The organism is Billgrantia hypersalina (assembly GCF_052584175.1).
This window is the reverse complement of sequence record NZ_JBMIQI010000006.1, coordinates 78,604-93,438: the sequence shown is the minus strand read 5'-3', so window position 1 is coordinate 93,438 and position 14,835 is coordinate 78,604. Positions and strand designations below refer to the sequence as shown.

Annotated in this window: 10 protein-coding genes and 2 riboswitches; of the genes, 3 read left to right on the top strand and 7 right to left on the bottom strand. The window is 66.1% G+C overall.

From position 1 onward, the window contains the following. Window positions 1–185 precede the first annotated feature (185 nt). Window positions 186–1,331: a glycine oxidase ThiO gene (gene thiO, locus ACOJCM_RS03875; RefSeq protein ID WP_445210749.1), complete on the top strand. Its 1,146-nt coding sequence runs from the start codon at window positions 186–188 to the stop codon at window positions 1,329–1,331. Here thiO and pta read toward each other — a convergent pair. Then, on the bottom strand, window positions 1,328–3,502 hold the full coding sequence (pta, locus tag ACOJCM_RS03870; RefSeq protein WP_445210748.1) for a phosphate acetyltransferase: 2,175 nt from the start codon (window positions 3,500–3,502) through the stop codon (window positions 1,328–1,330). The two genes, thiO and pta, sit on opposite strands and share 4 nt — an antisense overlap. Next, window positions 3,499–4,677: an acetate/propionate family kinase gene (locus ACOJCM_RS03865; RefSeq protein ID WP_445210747.1), complete on the bottom strand. Its 1,179-nt coding sequence runs from the start codon at window positions 4,675–4,677 to the stop codon at window positions 3,499–3,501. The genes pta and ACOJCM_RS03865 overlap by 4 nt, the downstream gene beginning before the upstream one ends. Window positions 4,678–4,849: 172 nt before the next feature. Here ACOJCM_RS03865 and ACOJCM_RS03860 point away from each other — a divergent pair, with 172 nt between their 5' ends. Further along, window positions 4,850–5,773: an EamA family transporter gene (locus ACOJCM_RS03860; protein ID WP_445210746.1), complete on the top strand. Its 924-nt coding sequence runs from the start codon at window positions 4,850–4,852 to the stop codon at window positions 5,771–5,773. A gap of 98 nt (window positions 5,774–5,871) precedes the next feature. Beyond that, entirely contained in the window at window positions 5,872–6,513 is a 642-nt protein-coding gene (locus tag ACOJCM_RS03855; protein ID WP_445210745.1) for a porin family protein, read from the top strand. A gap of 75 nt (window positions 6,514–6,588) precedes the next feature. Here ACOJCM_RS03855 and ACOJCM_RS03850 read toward each other — a convergent pair whose 3' ends face one another. From ACOJCM_RS03850 to ACOJCM_RS03830, 5 genes are all read right to left on the bottom strand, one after another. Beyond that, on the bottom strand, window positions 6,589–7,842 hold the full coding sequence (locus tag ACOJCM_RS03850) for a hypothetical protein (RefSeq protein WP_445210744.1): 1,254 nt from the start codon (window positions 7,840–7,842) through the stop codon (window positions 6,589–6,591). 128 nt (window positions 7,843–7,970) lie between these two features. Further along, window positions 7,971–9,860, bottom strand: a complete 1,890-nt coding sequence (thiC, locus tag ACOJCM_RS03845) for a phosphomethylpyrimidine synthase ThiC (RefSeq protein ID WP_445210743.1) — start codon at window positions 9,858–9,860, stop codon at window positions 7,971–7,973. Window positions 9,861–9,930: 70 nt separating this feature from the next. Continuing rightward, a riboswitch (TPP riboswitch) is annotated at window positions 9,931–10,049 on the bottom strand. A gap of 188 nt (window positions 10,050–10,237) precedes the next feature. Next, complete coding sequence (gene tenA, locus ACOJCM_RS03840) at window positions 10,238–10,906, bottom strand: thiaminase II (protein WP_445210742.1); 669 nt, start codon at window positions 10,904–10,906, stop codon at window positions 10,238–10,240. Between the two features lie 84 nt (window positions 10,907–10,990). Next, window positions 10,991–11,125: riboswitch (TPP riboswitch) on the bottom strand. Window positions 11,126–11,182: 57 nt separating this feature from the next. Then, a complete protein-coding gene (locus tag ACOJCM_RS03835) occupies window positions 11,183–13,810 on the bottom strand; it encodes a hypothetical protein (protein WP_445210741.1) in 2,628 nt (875 codons plus the stop codon). Window positions 13,811–13,841: 31 nt separating this feature from the next. Continuing rightward, complete coding sequence (locus ACOJCM_RS03830) at window positions 13,842–14,549, bottom strand: hypothetical protein (RefSeq protein ID WP_445210740.1); 708 nt, start codon at window positions 14,547–14,549, stop codon at window positions 13,842–13,844. Between the last annotated feature and the right edge of the window lie 286 nt (window positions 14,550–14,835).

The window sequence follows — 14,835 nt, the reverse complement described above, 5'->3', positions numbered from 1 at the left end:
TTGTAGCTGAACATGCCTCCACTCTAGGCTAGCCTGAGCCAGCGTGAAAGTTCGGGATGTCTTGCGCTGCACTTGTGGCGGGGTAGCCCCGGGTCCGGCACCCTCCGCGCCTGATCTCGACGCGGCTTTTGGTTACCATGCAGGGCTGGGCGCCCGGAGAAGGGCACGAGTCACAGGAGCACTGCGTGAACGATTTCGTGATCATCGGTGGCGGGGTCATCGGGATGCTGACCGCCTGGCAGTTGGCCGAGGCCGGTCATGGCGTCACCCTGGTGGAGCGGGGGCGCTGTGGCCAGGAGGCTTCCTGGGCCGGTGGCGGTATCGTCTCGCCGCTTTACCCCTGGCGCTATAGCGAGCCCGTATCGCAGCTTGCGCGTGACGCGGGGTCGCGCTATGCCGAGCTGGCCGAGAGGCTACTCGAGTGCACCGGCATCGATATCGAGTACCGCCAGCAGGGGATGCTTTATCTGCGGGTGGATGACGCCGAGCGTGCATCCACCTGGGCGCAGCGCCATGGCTGGCCGCTGGAATGGGTCGATGCGGACTTCATCTATGCCCAGGAGCCCTGGCTGTGCGAAGGGGTCATTGAAGGATTGTGGATGCCGACCCTGGGCAGCGTGCGGAATCCGAGGCTATGCCGGGCACTGCGAGCGCGACTGGATTCGCTTTCCAACGTGTCGCTGATCGAGAATGCCGCCGTGGAGCGGCTCGTCATCGAGCGGGGACATGCCTGCGGCGTGGAAATCGCGCAAGGGCGCGTCAATGCCGACCGGGTCGTCCTGTGCAGTGGGGCCTGGAGTGGCGTGCTGCTCGCAGAGCATGATGTCGCGTTGCCGGTGAGACCGGTCAAGGGGCAGATGATGCTGTTCGCCACGCCCTCGATGCCTGGCGGTCGCCGGCTGCTCGAGCGCGTGGTGCTGGCCGACGGACGCTACCTGATTCCACGCGCCGACGGGCGGGTGCTGGTCGGCTCGACCCTGGAGCAGACCGATTTCGACAAGCGCACGACCGAGGAGGCGCGCGAGTCCCTATGGCACAGCGCCGTGTCCATGCTGCCGGCGCTGGCTGAATGCGAGATCGAGCACCACTGGGCCGGGCTGCGGCCGGCGGCACCGGACGGCATTCCCTTCATCGGCCCGGTGCCGGGGATCGAGGGGCTCTTTGTCAACGCCGGGCACTACCGCAACGGGCTGGTGCTGGCGCCTGCGGCAACCCGACTACTGGTCGACCAGCTGCTGGATCGCGAACCGGCCATCGATCCCGCTCCCTATCGCCCCGACCGTCGGGTCAGGGCGGAACGGGCCATACCGCCGCTCGTTGGGCAGGCCTAGCCACGCTGGGCAGCCTGGATGGCCGTCAGCGCGATGGTGTAGACGATGTCATCGACCAGGGCGCCGCGCGAGAGGTCGTTGACCGGCTTGTTGAGTCCCTGCAGCATCGGCCCCACGCTGACCACGCGTGCACTGCGCTGCACTGCCTTGTAGGTGGTATTGCCGGTATTGAGATCGGGAAAGACGAATACCGTGGCCCGCCCGGCCACCGGCGAATCCGGCGCCTTCTGGCGGCCGACGCTTTCGATGGCCGCGGCGTCGTACTGCAGCGGGCCGTCGATCAGCAGGTCGGGGGCCCGTTCACGGGCCAGGTGCGTGGCCTGGCGCACCTTGTCGACGTCGGCGCCGCTGCCCGATTCCCCGGTGGAGTAACTGATCATCGCCACCCGCGGCTCGATGCCGAAGGCCTGGGCAGAGCGCGCGCTCTGGATGGCGATCTCGGCCAGTGCCTCGGCGTCCGGATCCGGATTCACCGCGCAGTCGCCGTAGACCACCACCTGCTCCGGCAACAGCATGAAGAAAATCGACGACACCTGGCGATACCCGGGGGCGGTCTTGATCAACTGGAAGGCGGGACGCACGGTGTTGGCGGTGGTATGCACGGCGCCCGAGACCAATCCGTCGACCTCGTCGAGTTGCAGCATCATGGTGCCGAGCACCACATTGTCCTGCAGCTGATCCTCCGCCGTCAGCTCATTTACCTTGCCGCTTCGCCGCGCCACCATGGGCGCCACGTAGCGCGCGCGGATGCCCTCGGGGTCGAGGATCTCCAACCCTTCCGGCAATTCGATTCCGCGATTTCGCGCCACCTCCTCGACTTCCTCGCGGCGGGCCAGCAGCACGCAGTCGGCGATGCCGCGGCGCTGGCAGATGGCCGCAGCCTCCACGGTACGCGGTTCGTTGCCTTCGGGCAGTACGATGCGGCGGTTGGCGCGCTGGGCCAGCTTGACCAGCTGATGGCGAAACGCCGAGGGCGACAGACGCCGCGTGAAGCCGCGGCTCAGGTGATCCTTGAGCCACTGCAGGTCCAGGTGCCCGGCGACGAAGCGTGTCACCTGCTCGGCGCGCTCCAGGTCGTCCATGGGAATGTCGTTGCTCATGCGACCCAGGTTCTTGGCCGTGGTGAAACTGTCGGTGTCCACCGCCAGCACCGGCATGCCGGTCTTGAGTGCCGGCCGGCACATCTCGATCATGTTGTCGTTGGGCATGAAGCCGTTGGTCAGCAGCACGCCGGCCATGGGGATGCCGTTCATGGTGGCCAGCGCCGAGGCGAGCACGATGTCGTCGCGATCGCCCGAGGTGACGATCAGGCTGCCGGGGCGGAACACATGCAGGGCGTTGGCGGCACTGCGTGCGCACAGGCTGGTGGAGAGTACACGGCGCGTGGCGGCGTCGCCTTCGTTCAGCATGCGGGCATTCAGCGCCCGCGCCACGTCGATGACCCGCGGCGCGATCAGGGTCGGGTTGTAGGGCACCACGCCGATGAGATGAAAACGGTCGGTGGCAAGCGCGGGGGAGTGGCGGCGCAGCTCCGCTAGGAAGGCATCGTCGAGCACGACGCTGCTGGTGCCCGGGGCCAGCGCCGGCTCCTCGGCGCCGGGCAGGTTCTGCATGCGCATCAGGATGCAGCCCAGGGTACGGGCGGAGCCCACTCCGCCGAAGGCGCGAGCATGCATGTCGAGCTGTTCCGCCAGCGCTTCCGGAGCGGTGGCGTCGCCGCTGCCGACTAGGATGGTCCGTGCATTGAGCGCGTGGGCCAGTTGGGCATTGAGCTGCGTGGCGTAGGTGCCTTGTGCGGTGGGCACCACGCCCTCCACCACGATCAGGTCCGGCGTGTCGCCTTCCTGGTTGTCGACGGCCTGATCGAAGAGCTCGATCACCTGCTCCATGAGTACGTCGATACGATCCTGGCGCAGCAGTCGCTCCATCTCGGCCTGGCCAATGGGGGCCGGCGGGCGCAGCCCGAGCGTGCTGCCGACCAGGGCGGTGGAGCGGTCGGGGCCGGGGCCGTTGAGCTCATCCTGACGGAACGGCTTGAGGAAGCCGGTCTTGAGGCCAAGGGTATCGAGAGCTTGCATCAGGCCCAGGCTGGCCGAGGTCAGGCCGACCCCGACACTGGTCGGCACCATGAGCAGAACCTGAGTCTGCGGGCGTGCGTCTTGCGGCGTCATGCGGTGGCCTCTCCCAGTCTCTGACGGGTTTCGGTGGCGATCTGCCCCTCTTCATCGGTGGGAATCACCCAGAGCTGGCGACCTCCGGCGTCGATGCGACCCTCACGGCCTCGGATCGTCTCGCTGTTCACGGTGCGGTTGAGTTGCAAGCCGAAGTGCGGCAGCAGCGCGATGACCCGTTCGCGCACTTCGGCCGAGTTCTCGCCGATGCCACCGGTGAATACCAAGCCATCGAGGCGGGGCAGGGCACAGGTAAGGGCGGCCAGCGACTTGGCGATGCGGTAACAGAACACTTCGATGGCGAGAATGGCGCCTGCATGGTCTTCTGCGGCGGCGGCTTCCAGTTCGCGCATGTCGTTTGTCAAACCCGACAGTCCCAGCAGGCCACTCTCGCGATTGAGTACTTCATCGATGCGCTCGAGCGGCCAGCCCAGCTGGCGCGAGAGATGTGCATGCAGGCCCGGGTCGACGTCACCGCTTCGCGTGCCCATGGCCACGCCTTCCAACGGGGTGAGGCCCATGCTCGTGTCGAGGCTTTGGCCCTGCCAGACGGCACAGGTGGAGCAACCGTTGCCCAGGTGGGCGGTGAGCCAACCGCCCCCACCGAGCCCGCTCAAGGCATCGGCCCGCCGGCTGACATAGGCGTGGCTGGTGCCGTGGAAGCCGTAGCGCCGGATGGCATGATCGCGGTAGAGCGCTTCAGGCAGGGCGTAGCGATAGGCCCGCGGTGGCAGGCTTTGGTGGAAGGCGGTATCGAAGACCGCCACCTGCGGCAGGTCGGGAAAAAGTCGGCGGGTGGCCGTGACGCCTTCCAGGTTGGCGGGGTTATGCAGCGGAGCGAGGGCCGCGGTCCGTTCGATGGCGACCACCACCTCGTCGTCGATCAAGGCCGCACGCGTGAAGTGTTCCCCGCCGTGCACGATACGATGTCCCACCGCCACTGGTAGACGCCCCTCCAGGCGCTCGAGAATAGCCTCCAGCGCCCGGGTATGGTCGGCGTCGGCCAGTGCCTGTTCGAAGGGTTCGCCTTGGCTGTCGGTTCCCTTCAGCCGGGCGCTGCCGCTGCCCAGGCGCTCGGCCAGCCCGGACAGTCGCGGCAGTTCGGGGTTCCCCGGCACCAAGGCATACTTGATCGAAGAGGAACCGCAGTTGATGACCAGTACCGAAGTGTCCATGGCATCTCCATGTGGCAGGCTGTAGGGCCAGCATAGTCGTAAGACCTTAGTCTATCACTCTCATACTTGCTGGCCCTGAGTTGCGTCATGTTGTGCCTTTTTTACGTGACGTTTGGGCCATGGCGCGCGAACGCTGGCATGCTGTGCGCTTCGCCTGCCTGGATACCTTCTCATGCCCGCTCCTTCATCACGCTCGCCCATCCTGATGCCTCGTCATGTCGCTATCGCGATCCTGGTCACCGTGGCGACGCTGTTTGCCAGCAATCACGTTGCCGCGCGCCTGGCCTTCGACGAGGGTACCGGGCTGCTGCTGGCCGTGCTGGCGCGATCGTCAATGGCGCTTGCGGTGCTCGTCGTTCTGTTCCTGCTGCAGCGCAAGCGCTTCGTCTTTCCGGCCGGGGCCGGTCGCTGGCAGCTCATGGCGGGCTTGATGGTGGCCGTCCAGAGCCTGTGCCTGTATTCGGCGGTGGCGCGCATCCCGGTCGTGGTGGCGCTGCTGCTGATGAACACCTTTCCCATCCAGTTGGCACTGCTGACCTGGGCGCTGGGCGGCCCGCGGCCGACGCTGCGGGCCGCGCTTATCATGGCCGCGATCCTGGTAGGGCTGGTGGTGGTACTCGACGTTCCCGCCTGGTTGGCTTCACCCGAGGCGCTTGGCTCGGAATGGTTGCCTGGGGTGGCCTTCGGGCTGGGGGCGGCAACGGCTTTCGCCTGCGCCCTGTGGATCACCGAGCATCACCTGAGCGAGGTGGGTAGCACCCTGCGTAGCCTGCTGACCATGTTGACGGTGCTCGTCGTGATGCTGATGGCCGGCGCGCTGCAACTGGTGCCGGGCGGCATGGCGCTGCCGGCCAGTCCTACGGGATGGGGCGCGCTCGTAGCGCTGGCGCTGCTCTACAGCGTGGCGTTCTCGGTGCTGTTCATCAGCGTGCCGCGGCTGGAGATGGCCCGCAACGCACCGGTGATGAATGTCGAGCCGGTGGCCTCGCTGCTGCTGGGCTACCTGGTGCTGGGGCAGATGCTGTCGGGAACCCAACTGGTGGGTGGCGCGATCGTGCTGGGCGGTATCGTCGTGCTCAGTCTCTCCCCGCGCTGAGCTTGACTCATCCGCCTGGCCTCGCTTGCCCTGGAAACGATTCTGTACCAGACTGGTTTGGCGTGTAAGGAAACAGTGTTTTTTAATGGAGGTGAGAGATGAAACCGCTAGCCATCACCGCAGCTGTTGCCGTCGCCAGCGCCTTTACCGTCTCGGCCCAGGCCCAGCAGGTCCAGACCCAGGGGCAACAGACCCAGACTCAGGGACAGCAATCGCAGACCCAGGGGCAACAGGCCCAGACTCAGCCTCGCTCGCCGAGCCAGGGGCAGAATCAGGCCCGGCGTAGCCAGCCTCGTAGCCAGGCACCGGGCCAGATGCCCATGTATCCACGTACCTATGTCGGTGCCGACGCCATGTTCTGGGATCTAGACTACGAACATGGCGACGATGGCGACAGCGTGGGGCTGCGCCTCAACGGCGGCGCCCAGTTCAACGACTATTTCGGGGCCGAGGCCCATCTGGGTACCGGCGGCTCCGATGGCGAGGCCGAGCTTGATTACCTGGTTGGCGCCTACGCCAAGGGGATCCTGCCGCTTTCCCAAGAGTTCCGCCTCTACGGCCTGGCCGGCTTCACCGAGGTCGATTTCGACACCGGTAGCGAGAACGGCTTCTCCTACGGGGCGGGTGCCGAGTTCGACGTGGCGCCCAACCTGGCCATCGGCGCCGATTACATGCGCTACCTGGACAAGTCGGACTACAACTTCGATGCCGCAAGCGTCGGCATTCGTTACCGTTTCTGAGCCGAGAAGCCAATCACTGGAGCGTGACAGCGCCCCCGGCCATGCCGGGGGCGATTCTCTGCGGCAGGCTCGTGATCATCGCCTCCCCGGCCATTCGCCGTTCTCCTTCCAATGCGTCAACAGCGCAGGCAGGTGCTTGAGCTCCGCACTCTCAACGACCTGAACCTGCAATCCCTGCAGGTGTTGCAGCTCAGTGAGTCGCTGTCTGGCCTTGTCGAATTCGCCGCAGGCCAGCAGCACCCGGGTGGCGGCGAGCCCTGCAGAATGGTTGAGCATTTCGTGCAATCGCCCGAGGCCTTGCTCGAGGCAGGCCTCGGCGCCCGGCCGGGCGATGAAACATTCGATGAACAGCAACTGGTTGTGCTCTACCGCCAGACAGTCCGACACGACGGGTTCGGTGTTGTGCTGCCCGCTCAGGTCGAGAATGTGGGCCTCGCTATTGATTTGCGACAGCCCGGCTTCTCTGGCGCTGAGCCAGGCGTATTCCGTCAACCAGCCACCGCCGAGATAGTGGGCATCTTCCGGAGAGGTAACGGCCACGTCCCGGGGCGTGTCGCTCGACCATTCGAGCAAGCCGGCCTCTTGCAGGGCGGTCAGGGCGTCTGTAGCGGGAAAGCGCGGCAATCGGTGCAGCCGCTGGCGTTCGGCACCGGGCCGTAGCCGGTGGCTAGAGGGCACCTTGGAGGTCGTTAGCACACCCCCTTCGCCGTGAACGATGTCATGAAGTTCGCCAAGCAGGCCAGCCAGGCGATCGGCATGGTGGGCGAGGTAAAGCGTGAGAGACCTGCGCTGCTGACACGCTTCGCGCCATGTGCTGCTGTCGGAGCGTGCCCGGACCCGCTTGCGTCCGTTGGCCTGCAGATAGCGATCGATATCCAGCACCGGCTCGATGGCCAAGGTCTCGGGGGTCGAATGGGAGTCATCGCAGGTCATGCGGTAGAGGACGCCCGATTGGCTGTCCACGTACAGCCAATCGGCCAAGCAGCGCCGCATGGCCTGCTGGAACAAAAGCGCGGTAAGGGTGCCGCAGCCGCCGAGATCCAGCGTGACCGACAGGCTCGGCTCGTCGAACTGCTGGCGGTAGATGGCCTCGGCAAGCTCGTTGGCATGCTCGGCGCAACGTCGCGGCTCGTTGCAGGGAAGGCTGGGGTAGGTCTCGATCTCCGTCCCGACGGGCAGCTCATGGCGCAGCAGGATGGCCAGTCGCTCGGCAGCCTGGGGGGTTGATTGGCATGGTACCAGTACGATCCGCTGCGGGCGCAGCTGAAAAATCGGAATCAGGCTGACCTCGGGGCGCTCTGTCACCAGCGCGACGTGCAGGTGTGGCATGGCTTGCTCCTTCCGCACTTCTTCCTTGCCGATGCCTACAGGCTACAACCCAACGCTCCGCACTGTCGCCACTACGGGAAAAAAATGCCGGCCCTGGGGCCGGCACGCTGTTTATAGCAAGAGGTGGCTCAAACCTCCTTGTAAAGCTCCGCCCCTTGCTCTCGGAATTTCTCCGCCTGCTCCTCCATTCCTCGCATCACCGCTTCTCGATCGCCGTCGAGCCCCTTGTCCTTCGCGTAGTCGCGAACCTCCTGGCTGATCTTCATCGAGCAGAACTTGGGTCCGCACATTGAACAGAAGTGGGCCACCTTGGCCGAGTCCTTGGGCAGGGTCTCGTCGTGGTACTCACGGGCGGTGTCGGGGTCCAGTCCCAGGTTGAACTGATCCTCCCAGCGGAACTCGAAGCGCGCCTTGGAGAGGGCGTTGTCACGACGCTGCGCGGCCGGGTGGCCCTTGGCTAGGTCGGCGGCGTGCGCGGCGATCTTGTAGGTAATGATGCCGGTCTTGACGTCGTCCTTGTTGGGTAGCCCCAGGTGCTCCTTGGGGGTGACGTAGCAGAGCATGGCGCAGCCGTACCAACCGATCATGGCCGCACCGATGCCGGAGGTGATGTGGTCGTAGCCAGGGGCGATATCGGTCACCAGCGGGCCGAGGGTATAGAAAGGCGCCTCGTCGCAGTATTCGAGCTGCTTTTCCATGTTCTCCTTGACCAGGTGCATCGGCACGTGGCCGGGACCTTCGATCATTACCTGCACGTCGTGCTTCCAGGCGATCCGGGTCAGCTCGCCGAGGGTCTTGAGCTCGGCCATCTGCGCTTCGTCGTTGGCATCCGCCACCGAGCCAGGGCGCAGGCCATCGCCCAGCGAGAAGGCCACGTCGTACTGCTTGCAGATCTCGCAGATCTCCTCGAAGTGGGTATAGAGGAAGCTCTCCTCGTGATGGAACAGGCACCACTTGGCCATGATCGAACCGCCACGAGAAACGATGCCGGTGACGCGCTTTGCAGTGAGCGGTACGTAGCGCAACAGCACCCCGGCATGGATGGTGAAGTAGTCCACGCCCTGTTCGGCCTGCTCGATCAGGGTGTCGCGGAACACCTCCCAGGTAAGGTCCTCGGCCACGCCCTTGACCTTCTCCAGCGCCTGGTAGATCGGCACCGTGCCGATCGGCACCGGCGCGTTGCGGATGATCCACTCGCGGGTCTCGTGGATGTTCTGGCCGGTGGAGAGATCCATGATGGTGTCGGCGCCCCAGCGGATCCCCCAGGTCATCTTGTCGACTTCCTCCTCGATGGAGGAGGTCACCGCCGAGTTGCCCAGGTTGCCGTTGATCTTCACCAGGAAGTTGCGGCCGATGATCATCGGCTCCGATTCCGGGTGGTTGATGTTGCAGGGAATGATCGCTCTTCCTGCCGCCACCTCGTCACGTACGAATTCCGGTGTGATCTCCTTGGGCAGGCGCGCGCCGAAGCCCTGACCGGGATGCTGGTGGCCGAGGATACGCTCCACCTCGTCCGTTCCCAGCGCCTGGCGTCGCTGGTTCTCGCGAATGGCGATGAACTCCATTTCCGGCGTGACGATGCCCTGGCTAGCGTAATGCAGCTGGGTCACGTTCTTTCCCGGTTTGGCGCGGCGGGGCGTGCGGGTCAGGTCAAAGCGCAGCGGGGCGAGCATCGGGTCGCTGGCTCGACGCTTCCCGTATTCGCTGGTAGGGCCGTCAAGGAACTCGGTGTCGCCACGCGCCTCGATCCAGGCGCGGCGCAACTCGGGCAGGCCGCGGCGCAGGTCGATATCGGTATTTGGGTCGGTGTAGGGGCCGGACGTGTCGTAGACCAGCAGCGGGGGGTTCTCCTCGTCGGCGCCGGACGTTTTCGTCGGCGACAGCGAGATCTCCCGGAAGGGCACGCGGATGTCGGGACGTGAACCCTCGACATAGACCTTGCGCGAACCGGGCAGCGGCTGAATGGCGGCCTCGTCGACCTTGGCGGTCTCGGCGAGGAAGTGGGCGGTCTTGCTCATGGGTGTTCTCCCTTGTTGTGGGTCGTCAGGGAGGACAGCTGGGGAGGACAGGGGCAGCAGGGCGGCGCCCGGCTGCGTGTCGCTTGATCCCTACGCTGGTCCTAGCCAGTTCAGGTTCAACGGGATCCATGCTGGGCGCGCGGCGCTGCATGATCTCAGCCGTCTTCAACGGCACCCCGTCAAGCGTGGTTGCCCGCTTTCGTTGCGGGCTGGGTCGTTTCCGCCTTGAGTCGGGGCTGCTCCGGCGGCAGGCCTTCGAGGAGGCGCTGTAAATACCTCCCTGTACGCTACCTACGCCATCCATGGCTTAGGACCTCCTCTTCGGCCTGCCCCCGGCGCCCCTCGCGTCTTCGCAGCGGCACCGGTCAGGCAGTGGGCTAGTCTGCGTGATCCAGCCCCATCTGCCAGAAATCGATCTCGAGCCGGGTGGCGTCGCGGAACACCTCGACGAGCTCGCCGAAGCGCGCCGGGGTGACGTCGGCCAGGCGTGCGTCGAGCCATGCGAGCTCGGCGTCCATGGCGTTCTGGAATTCCTCGCTTTCGTACATGGCGATCCAGGCGTCATAGGGGTTGGCGCTGCCACGCACGGTGAAGGCCTGGGCGTTCAGCCAATTGGCGATCTCGCCGTAACCCACCAGACAGGGTGCGAGTGCCACATGCAGGTCGAGCAGGTCGCCGCGGTTGCCGGTATCCAGTACGTAGCGGGTGTAGGCCATCGTCGCCCGTGCCTCGGGCAGCGCGGCAAGCTCCACCTCAGAGATGCCCCATTCCTGGCAGTAGCCCACGTGAAGGTCGAGCTCCACGTCGACGATCGCCTTGAGGCCATCGTAGGCCTGGCGCAGGTCGGCCAGGGTGCGGCTCTTGTAGGCGGCGAGTGCGTAGGCGCGGGCGAAGTGGATCAGGAACAGGTAGTCCTGCTGCAGGTAGTGGCGAAAGGCGCTTTCAGCGAGAGTGCCGGCACCCAAATGACGTACGAAATCGTGCTCGACGTAGTCACGCCAGTCCGCCTGGCAGGCACGGGTGAGGTCGGTGAAGCGATAGCCCATCTTGCCTCCGGTATCGAATGGGATCCGGAGCGAACGGGAGGAAGGAAGGGGTGGCGGGCGTACGACGACGGTTGCGTGCCGCGACAGGGGCCACCGCTTGATCCCTACGCCGGTACGAGCCGGATCAGGTTCTACGGGCCCCGCCGTGACGACAGGACTGCTAGCAGTCATGTCGTATGGCGATCTCAGCCGGTTCCACCGGCACCCCGTCAAGCGTCTGGACCAGAGTCTAACAGGTCGGCCGGGACTTGCCAGTCGATCGCCGTGAAGCGTGCATCATTCGGCCAGAACGCCCAGCTGTTCGAACCAGGACTCGCTTTCAGGCAACGTCAACATGCCGGCGGGTTGCCCGCTCCAGTACCACTCGCGGGCGTTGCGCAGCTGCCAGCGGCGGCGGTCACCCTCCAGTTCGATGCCCAGCCGCAGCGGCCCGTAGCGGGCGAAGGCGCGGCCCGCCAGGTGTGAGTCGCGCAGCGCGACGTTGGCAAGCAGCTCCAGACGCTCCCCGGCGTGCACGGCGAGATTCTCCAGGTGAATGGTGTCGTCTGCGAACAGCACGCGGGTCTCGCCGCGCACTTCACCCAGCGTGAGTCTGTCGCGCAGCCAGCGTCGTTCGCGGGCGGCGTCGACGAGAAGGTTGACCAGCAGGCCGCTGTCGCGCATGGCCAGGTCGAGCCGGGCATCGAGTTCAAGTGGTGCCTCCCAGCGCAGGCTTCCCTCGGGTACGACAAGCCGTGCCCACCAGCCATGCACCGGGCCACCGGTGCCGCTCTCCAGTCGGATGTCCCTCAGCGTCACCTGCGAGCCGGAGATATCGAAGTCCAGCGTTTCCAGGTCGCCATCGGCAAGGCGTGTCTCCAACGCCAGTGCCCCGCTGAGGATCTGCTCGCCGAAGGCGAGGCGGGCGTCGGGTGCGTGCAGTTCCAGGTTGCCTTCGGCACCCAGGCCTTCCAGTCGCAAGTGGGTGGCGATCCGTGCCTGGCCGGAAAGGAGTTCGACCCCGGCGTCTTCCGGCAGGTAGGCGTTGAAGGCGGCAAGGTCCGGTGCGACTACGTAAGGCATGTCGATGCTCGTGCTCAGCGTGCGCAGCCCCGTCGAGAGATCGAAGTGCTGTGCTCGGCTGTGGATGTCCAGCAGACGCCCTTCGAGCAGCGCACCCGCTCCCTCCTGGCGGCGCAGGCCGAAACGGGGCAGTGAGAGGCGAAGCTCGGCACCGGTATCGGCAGTTTCCAGCACCAGTGAGCCGTCGCCGAAGGCTTCGTAGTGCAGGAAGCGAGCGCCGAGCCGATCGGAATTCACGCGAAGCACGCTGCCGGGTGCGGCTTCGCCTTGTACCAGGCGAAGCTCGGCACCCAGGCGGCCGCCCCCCTGGATCGCCAGGCCGTGCTCCTGGGGCAAAAAGGTATTGAGAAAGCCGAGCCGGTCGAGTTGGCCATCCAGCTGCAGCGTTCCGGACATCGGCCGGCGCGGCGTCTCGCTTCCGGGCCAGTCGAAGCCGCCCTCGAGGCGCGCCCGACGGAGAACGAGCCGGGTGCGCAGCGGCTCGTCGCCATTCGTCGATGCGGTCAGTGCCAACCGGCTGCCAGAGAGGTCGATACGCTGGCGGGAGGGCACGAGTTCGCCCAGTTCGAGCGTCATGTCCAGTTCGCCCTGGAACGCCTCCCCGAGCAGGCTGCCGTCGATGGCGTCCCCCGCCAGGGTGAGGTGCCCCTGGGCACGCTCGTCTTCCAGGATAAGCCGGCCACAGCTCGTGGCACGCCCGTCGTGCAGCCGCAGCGGTACCGCTTCCGGCAGGTAGGCATTGAGCACGTCGACGTCGGGGATGCGCGCGCCGCGCCACGCTAACTGGGCCGTGCGAGGGCGCGTGGGTGACGCCTGTGCCTCCGCCGTGGCGGTGAGGGCCAACCGTTCGGCCTGCAGCAGCCGGCGCCCATCCGCGAGCCGGGTAAGATCCGCCTCGTCGAAGACGAGTTCCACGCCCACCTGCGGGTTCGGATCACCGGGGCTCAGGGCGAGATGCGCCCGGCCCGCTCCCCGGGCGTGAATGCCGAGGAAGCGGGCGCCGAGCGCCTCGGAGTGCACTGCCAGGTGGCTGCCTTCCGATGGCTGGCCGTCGTCAATGTGCAGGGCGCCGGAAAGCCGTCCGCCACCCTCCAGGGCGAGGCCGCCGCCGGCGAAGAGCCCGGCGAGGAAGGGGTCGAGCATGGCGAGATGGGCAACGCGGCCCTGCAGTTCGAGTTTCGCCGCCCACGGTGCTTCGCCGGCGAGAAGCGTGTCGTCATCCAGCTCGCGCCAGGCCAGCGGCGAGTGGAAGCGGGCGGTGGGCAGTTCCAGTTCGGTGACGAGCGGTCGCGCTTCGCCCGGAGCGGCCGCTTCGAGCTCGAAGCGGGTGCCGGAGATGTCCACCTCGCCGCGCTGCACATCGAGTTCGCCGATCGGCAAGTGCAGGGCGAGCCGACCGGTCAACGGCTGGTCGCCGAGGCGCAGGGCGATGGCTTCGCCGGCCAGGTCGAAACTACCGGAGAGGCGCTCGGCATCGTAGGCGAGCCCGCCCTGCAGCCGTGCCGAGCCGCCTTCCAGTGCCAGCGGTACCGGCTCGGGCAGGTAGCGGTTCAAGGCCGCAATGGCATCCGTCTCGGTATTGAGCCAACGCAGCTCGGCACGCTGTAGTACATCCGGCGGGTCATGCAGATGCAGGTCGGGCGCGGTGAGCTCCAGGTGGAAGCCGTCGCCTTTGAGCAGTGGAGACGCCGCCGAAGTTGGCTCCCGAATGTCGTGCATCGCGATGGCGTCGAGCGTGAGGGCGAGGTGGGCGCTCTCTTCGATCTCGGCCTCCACGGTGCCGGTGCCGTCGATCTGATAGTGCGCGCCGTCCTCCAGCCAGTGGCGCTCGTCGAGGCGCACGCTCAGCCGGGAGGAGTCGAGGCGCAGGCGGCTACCCCCGCTGTACTTCTCCGTTAGCGATACGAATGTCGCCCGCCATTTCGCCTTGGCCGTCGATCTCCAGCCAGCCCAGGGCGGAGAAGAAACGATTGAAGACGTCGTAGGCGTCGCTGCGCCCGGCCAGCTCGACGCGGCCCGAGACGAAGCGTGCCGCCTGAGGTCCGGTGTGATCGGCCAGCGCCAGTGGCGCAAGATCGAGCTCAGCCTGCATGTCCACCTGCTGCATCAGGGCGGTGTCGCCCTCGCGGATCGTCCCCTCTTCCAACTGTAGCTGCAGTGCTTTGACGGCCAGTTCGCCGGCCCCCCAGCGGATGCCTGCCAGGTTCAGGTGGCCGCTGCCCTGCAGGCGGTACTCTTCGAGGCTGACCTGGCGAATGCCTTCGGCATCGAGACGATGCAGGCGCAGTTCGCGCCCCAACAGCGAAACGAGAGAGACACCCAGGGTGGCGCGCTCGGCTTCCAGCGCATAACGGCGTTCGGCGGCTGCGCCGGCAAGGCGCAGCTCGCTGACCTGCAAGTGGCCGGGGTAGGCCGTCCAGGCGTGCTCCCACTCCAGCGTGAGGCGTGGCGTTCGGTCGAGCTGGTTGCGCGCCCAGTCGCTGGCAAGCAGGGCGTTGGCCGTCACGAGATAAAGGCCGTAGAGCGTGGCCAGGAGCAGAGCGATCCATGCCAGCGCCTTGAGCAGAGTGGGACGAATCATGACGTATCGTGGCGTCCTTGCGATGTCAGGCCTCCTCGATTCGAACATCACCATAGCCTACAGGGTAATGCCGTTGAGTCACCGCTGTGCACTGACGTTCTCAAGTCTTGGCGAGGCGTTGGCTCCTCTTGCGGTCGGGCAAGACTGAAGTCACCGTTGCTTATTTTGCCAATTGAACGTCGTTGACCTGTTTGACATCGGTGTCCTGCTCTACTGTATCCCTACCGGCGGCACAGGAATCAGTGCAAGACCTCAAGCTGTCTTTTCGCTCGAGCCATCTCTGGCT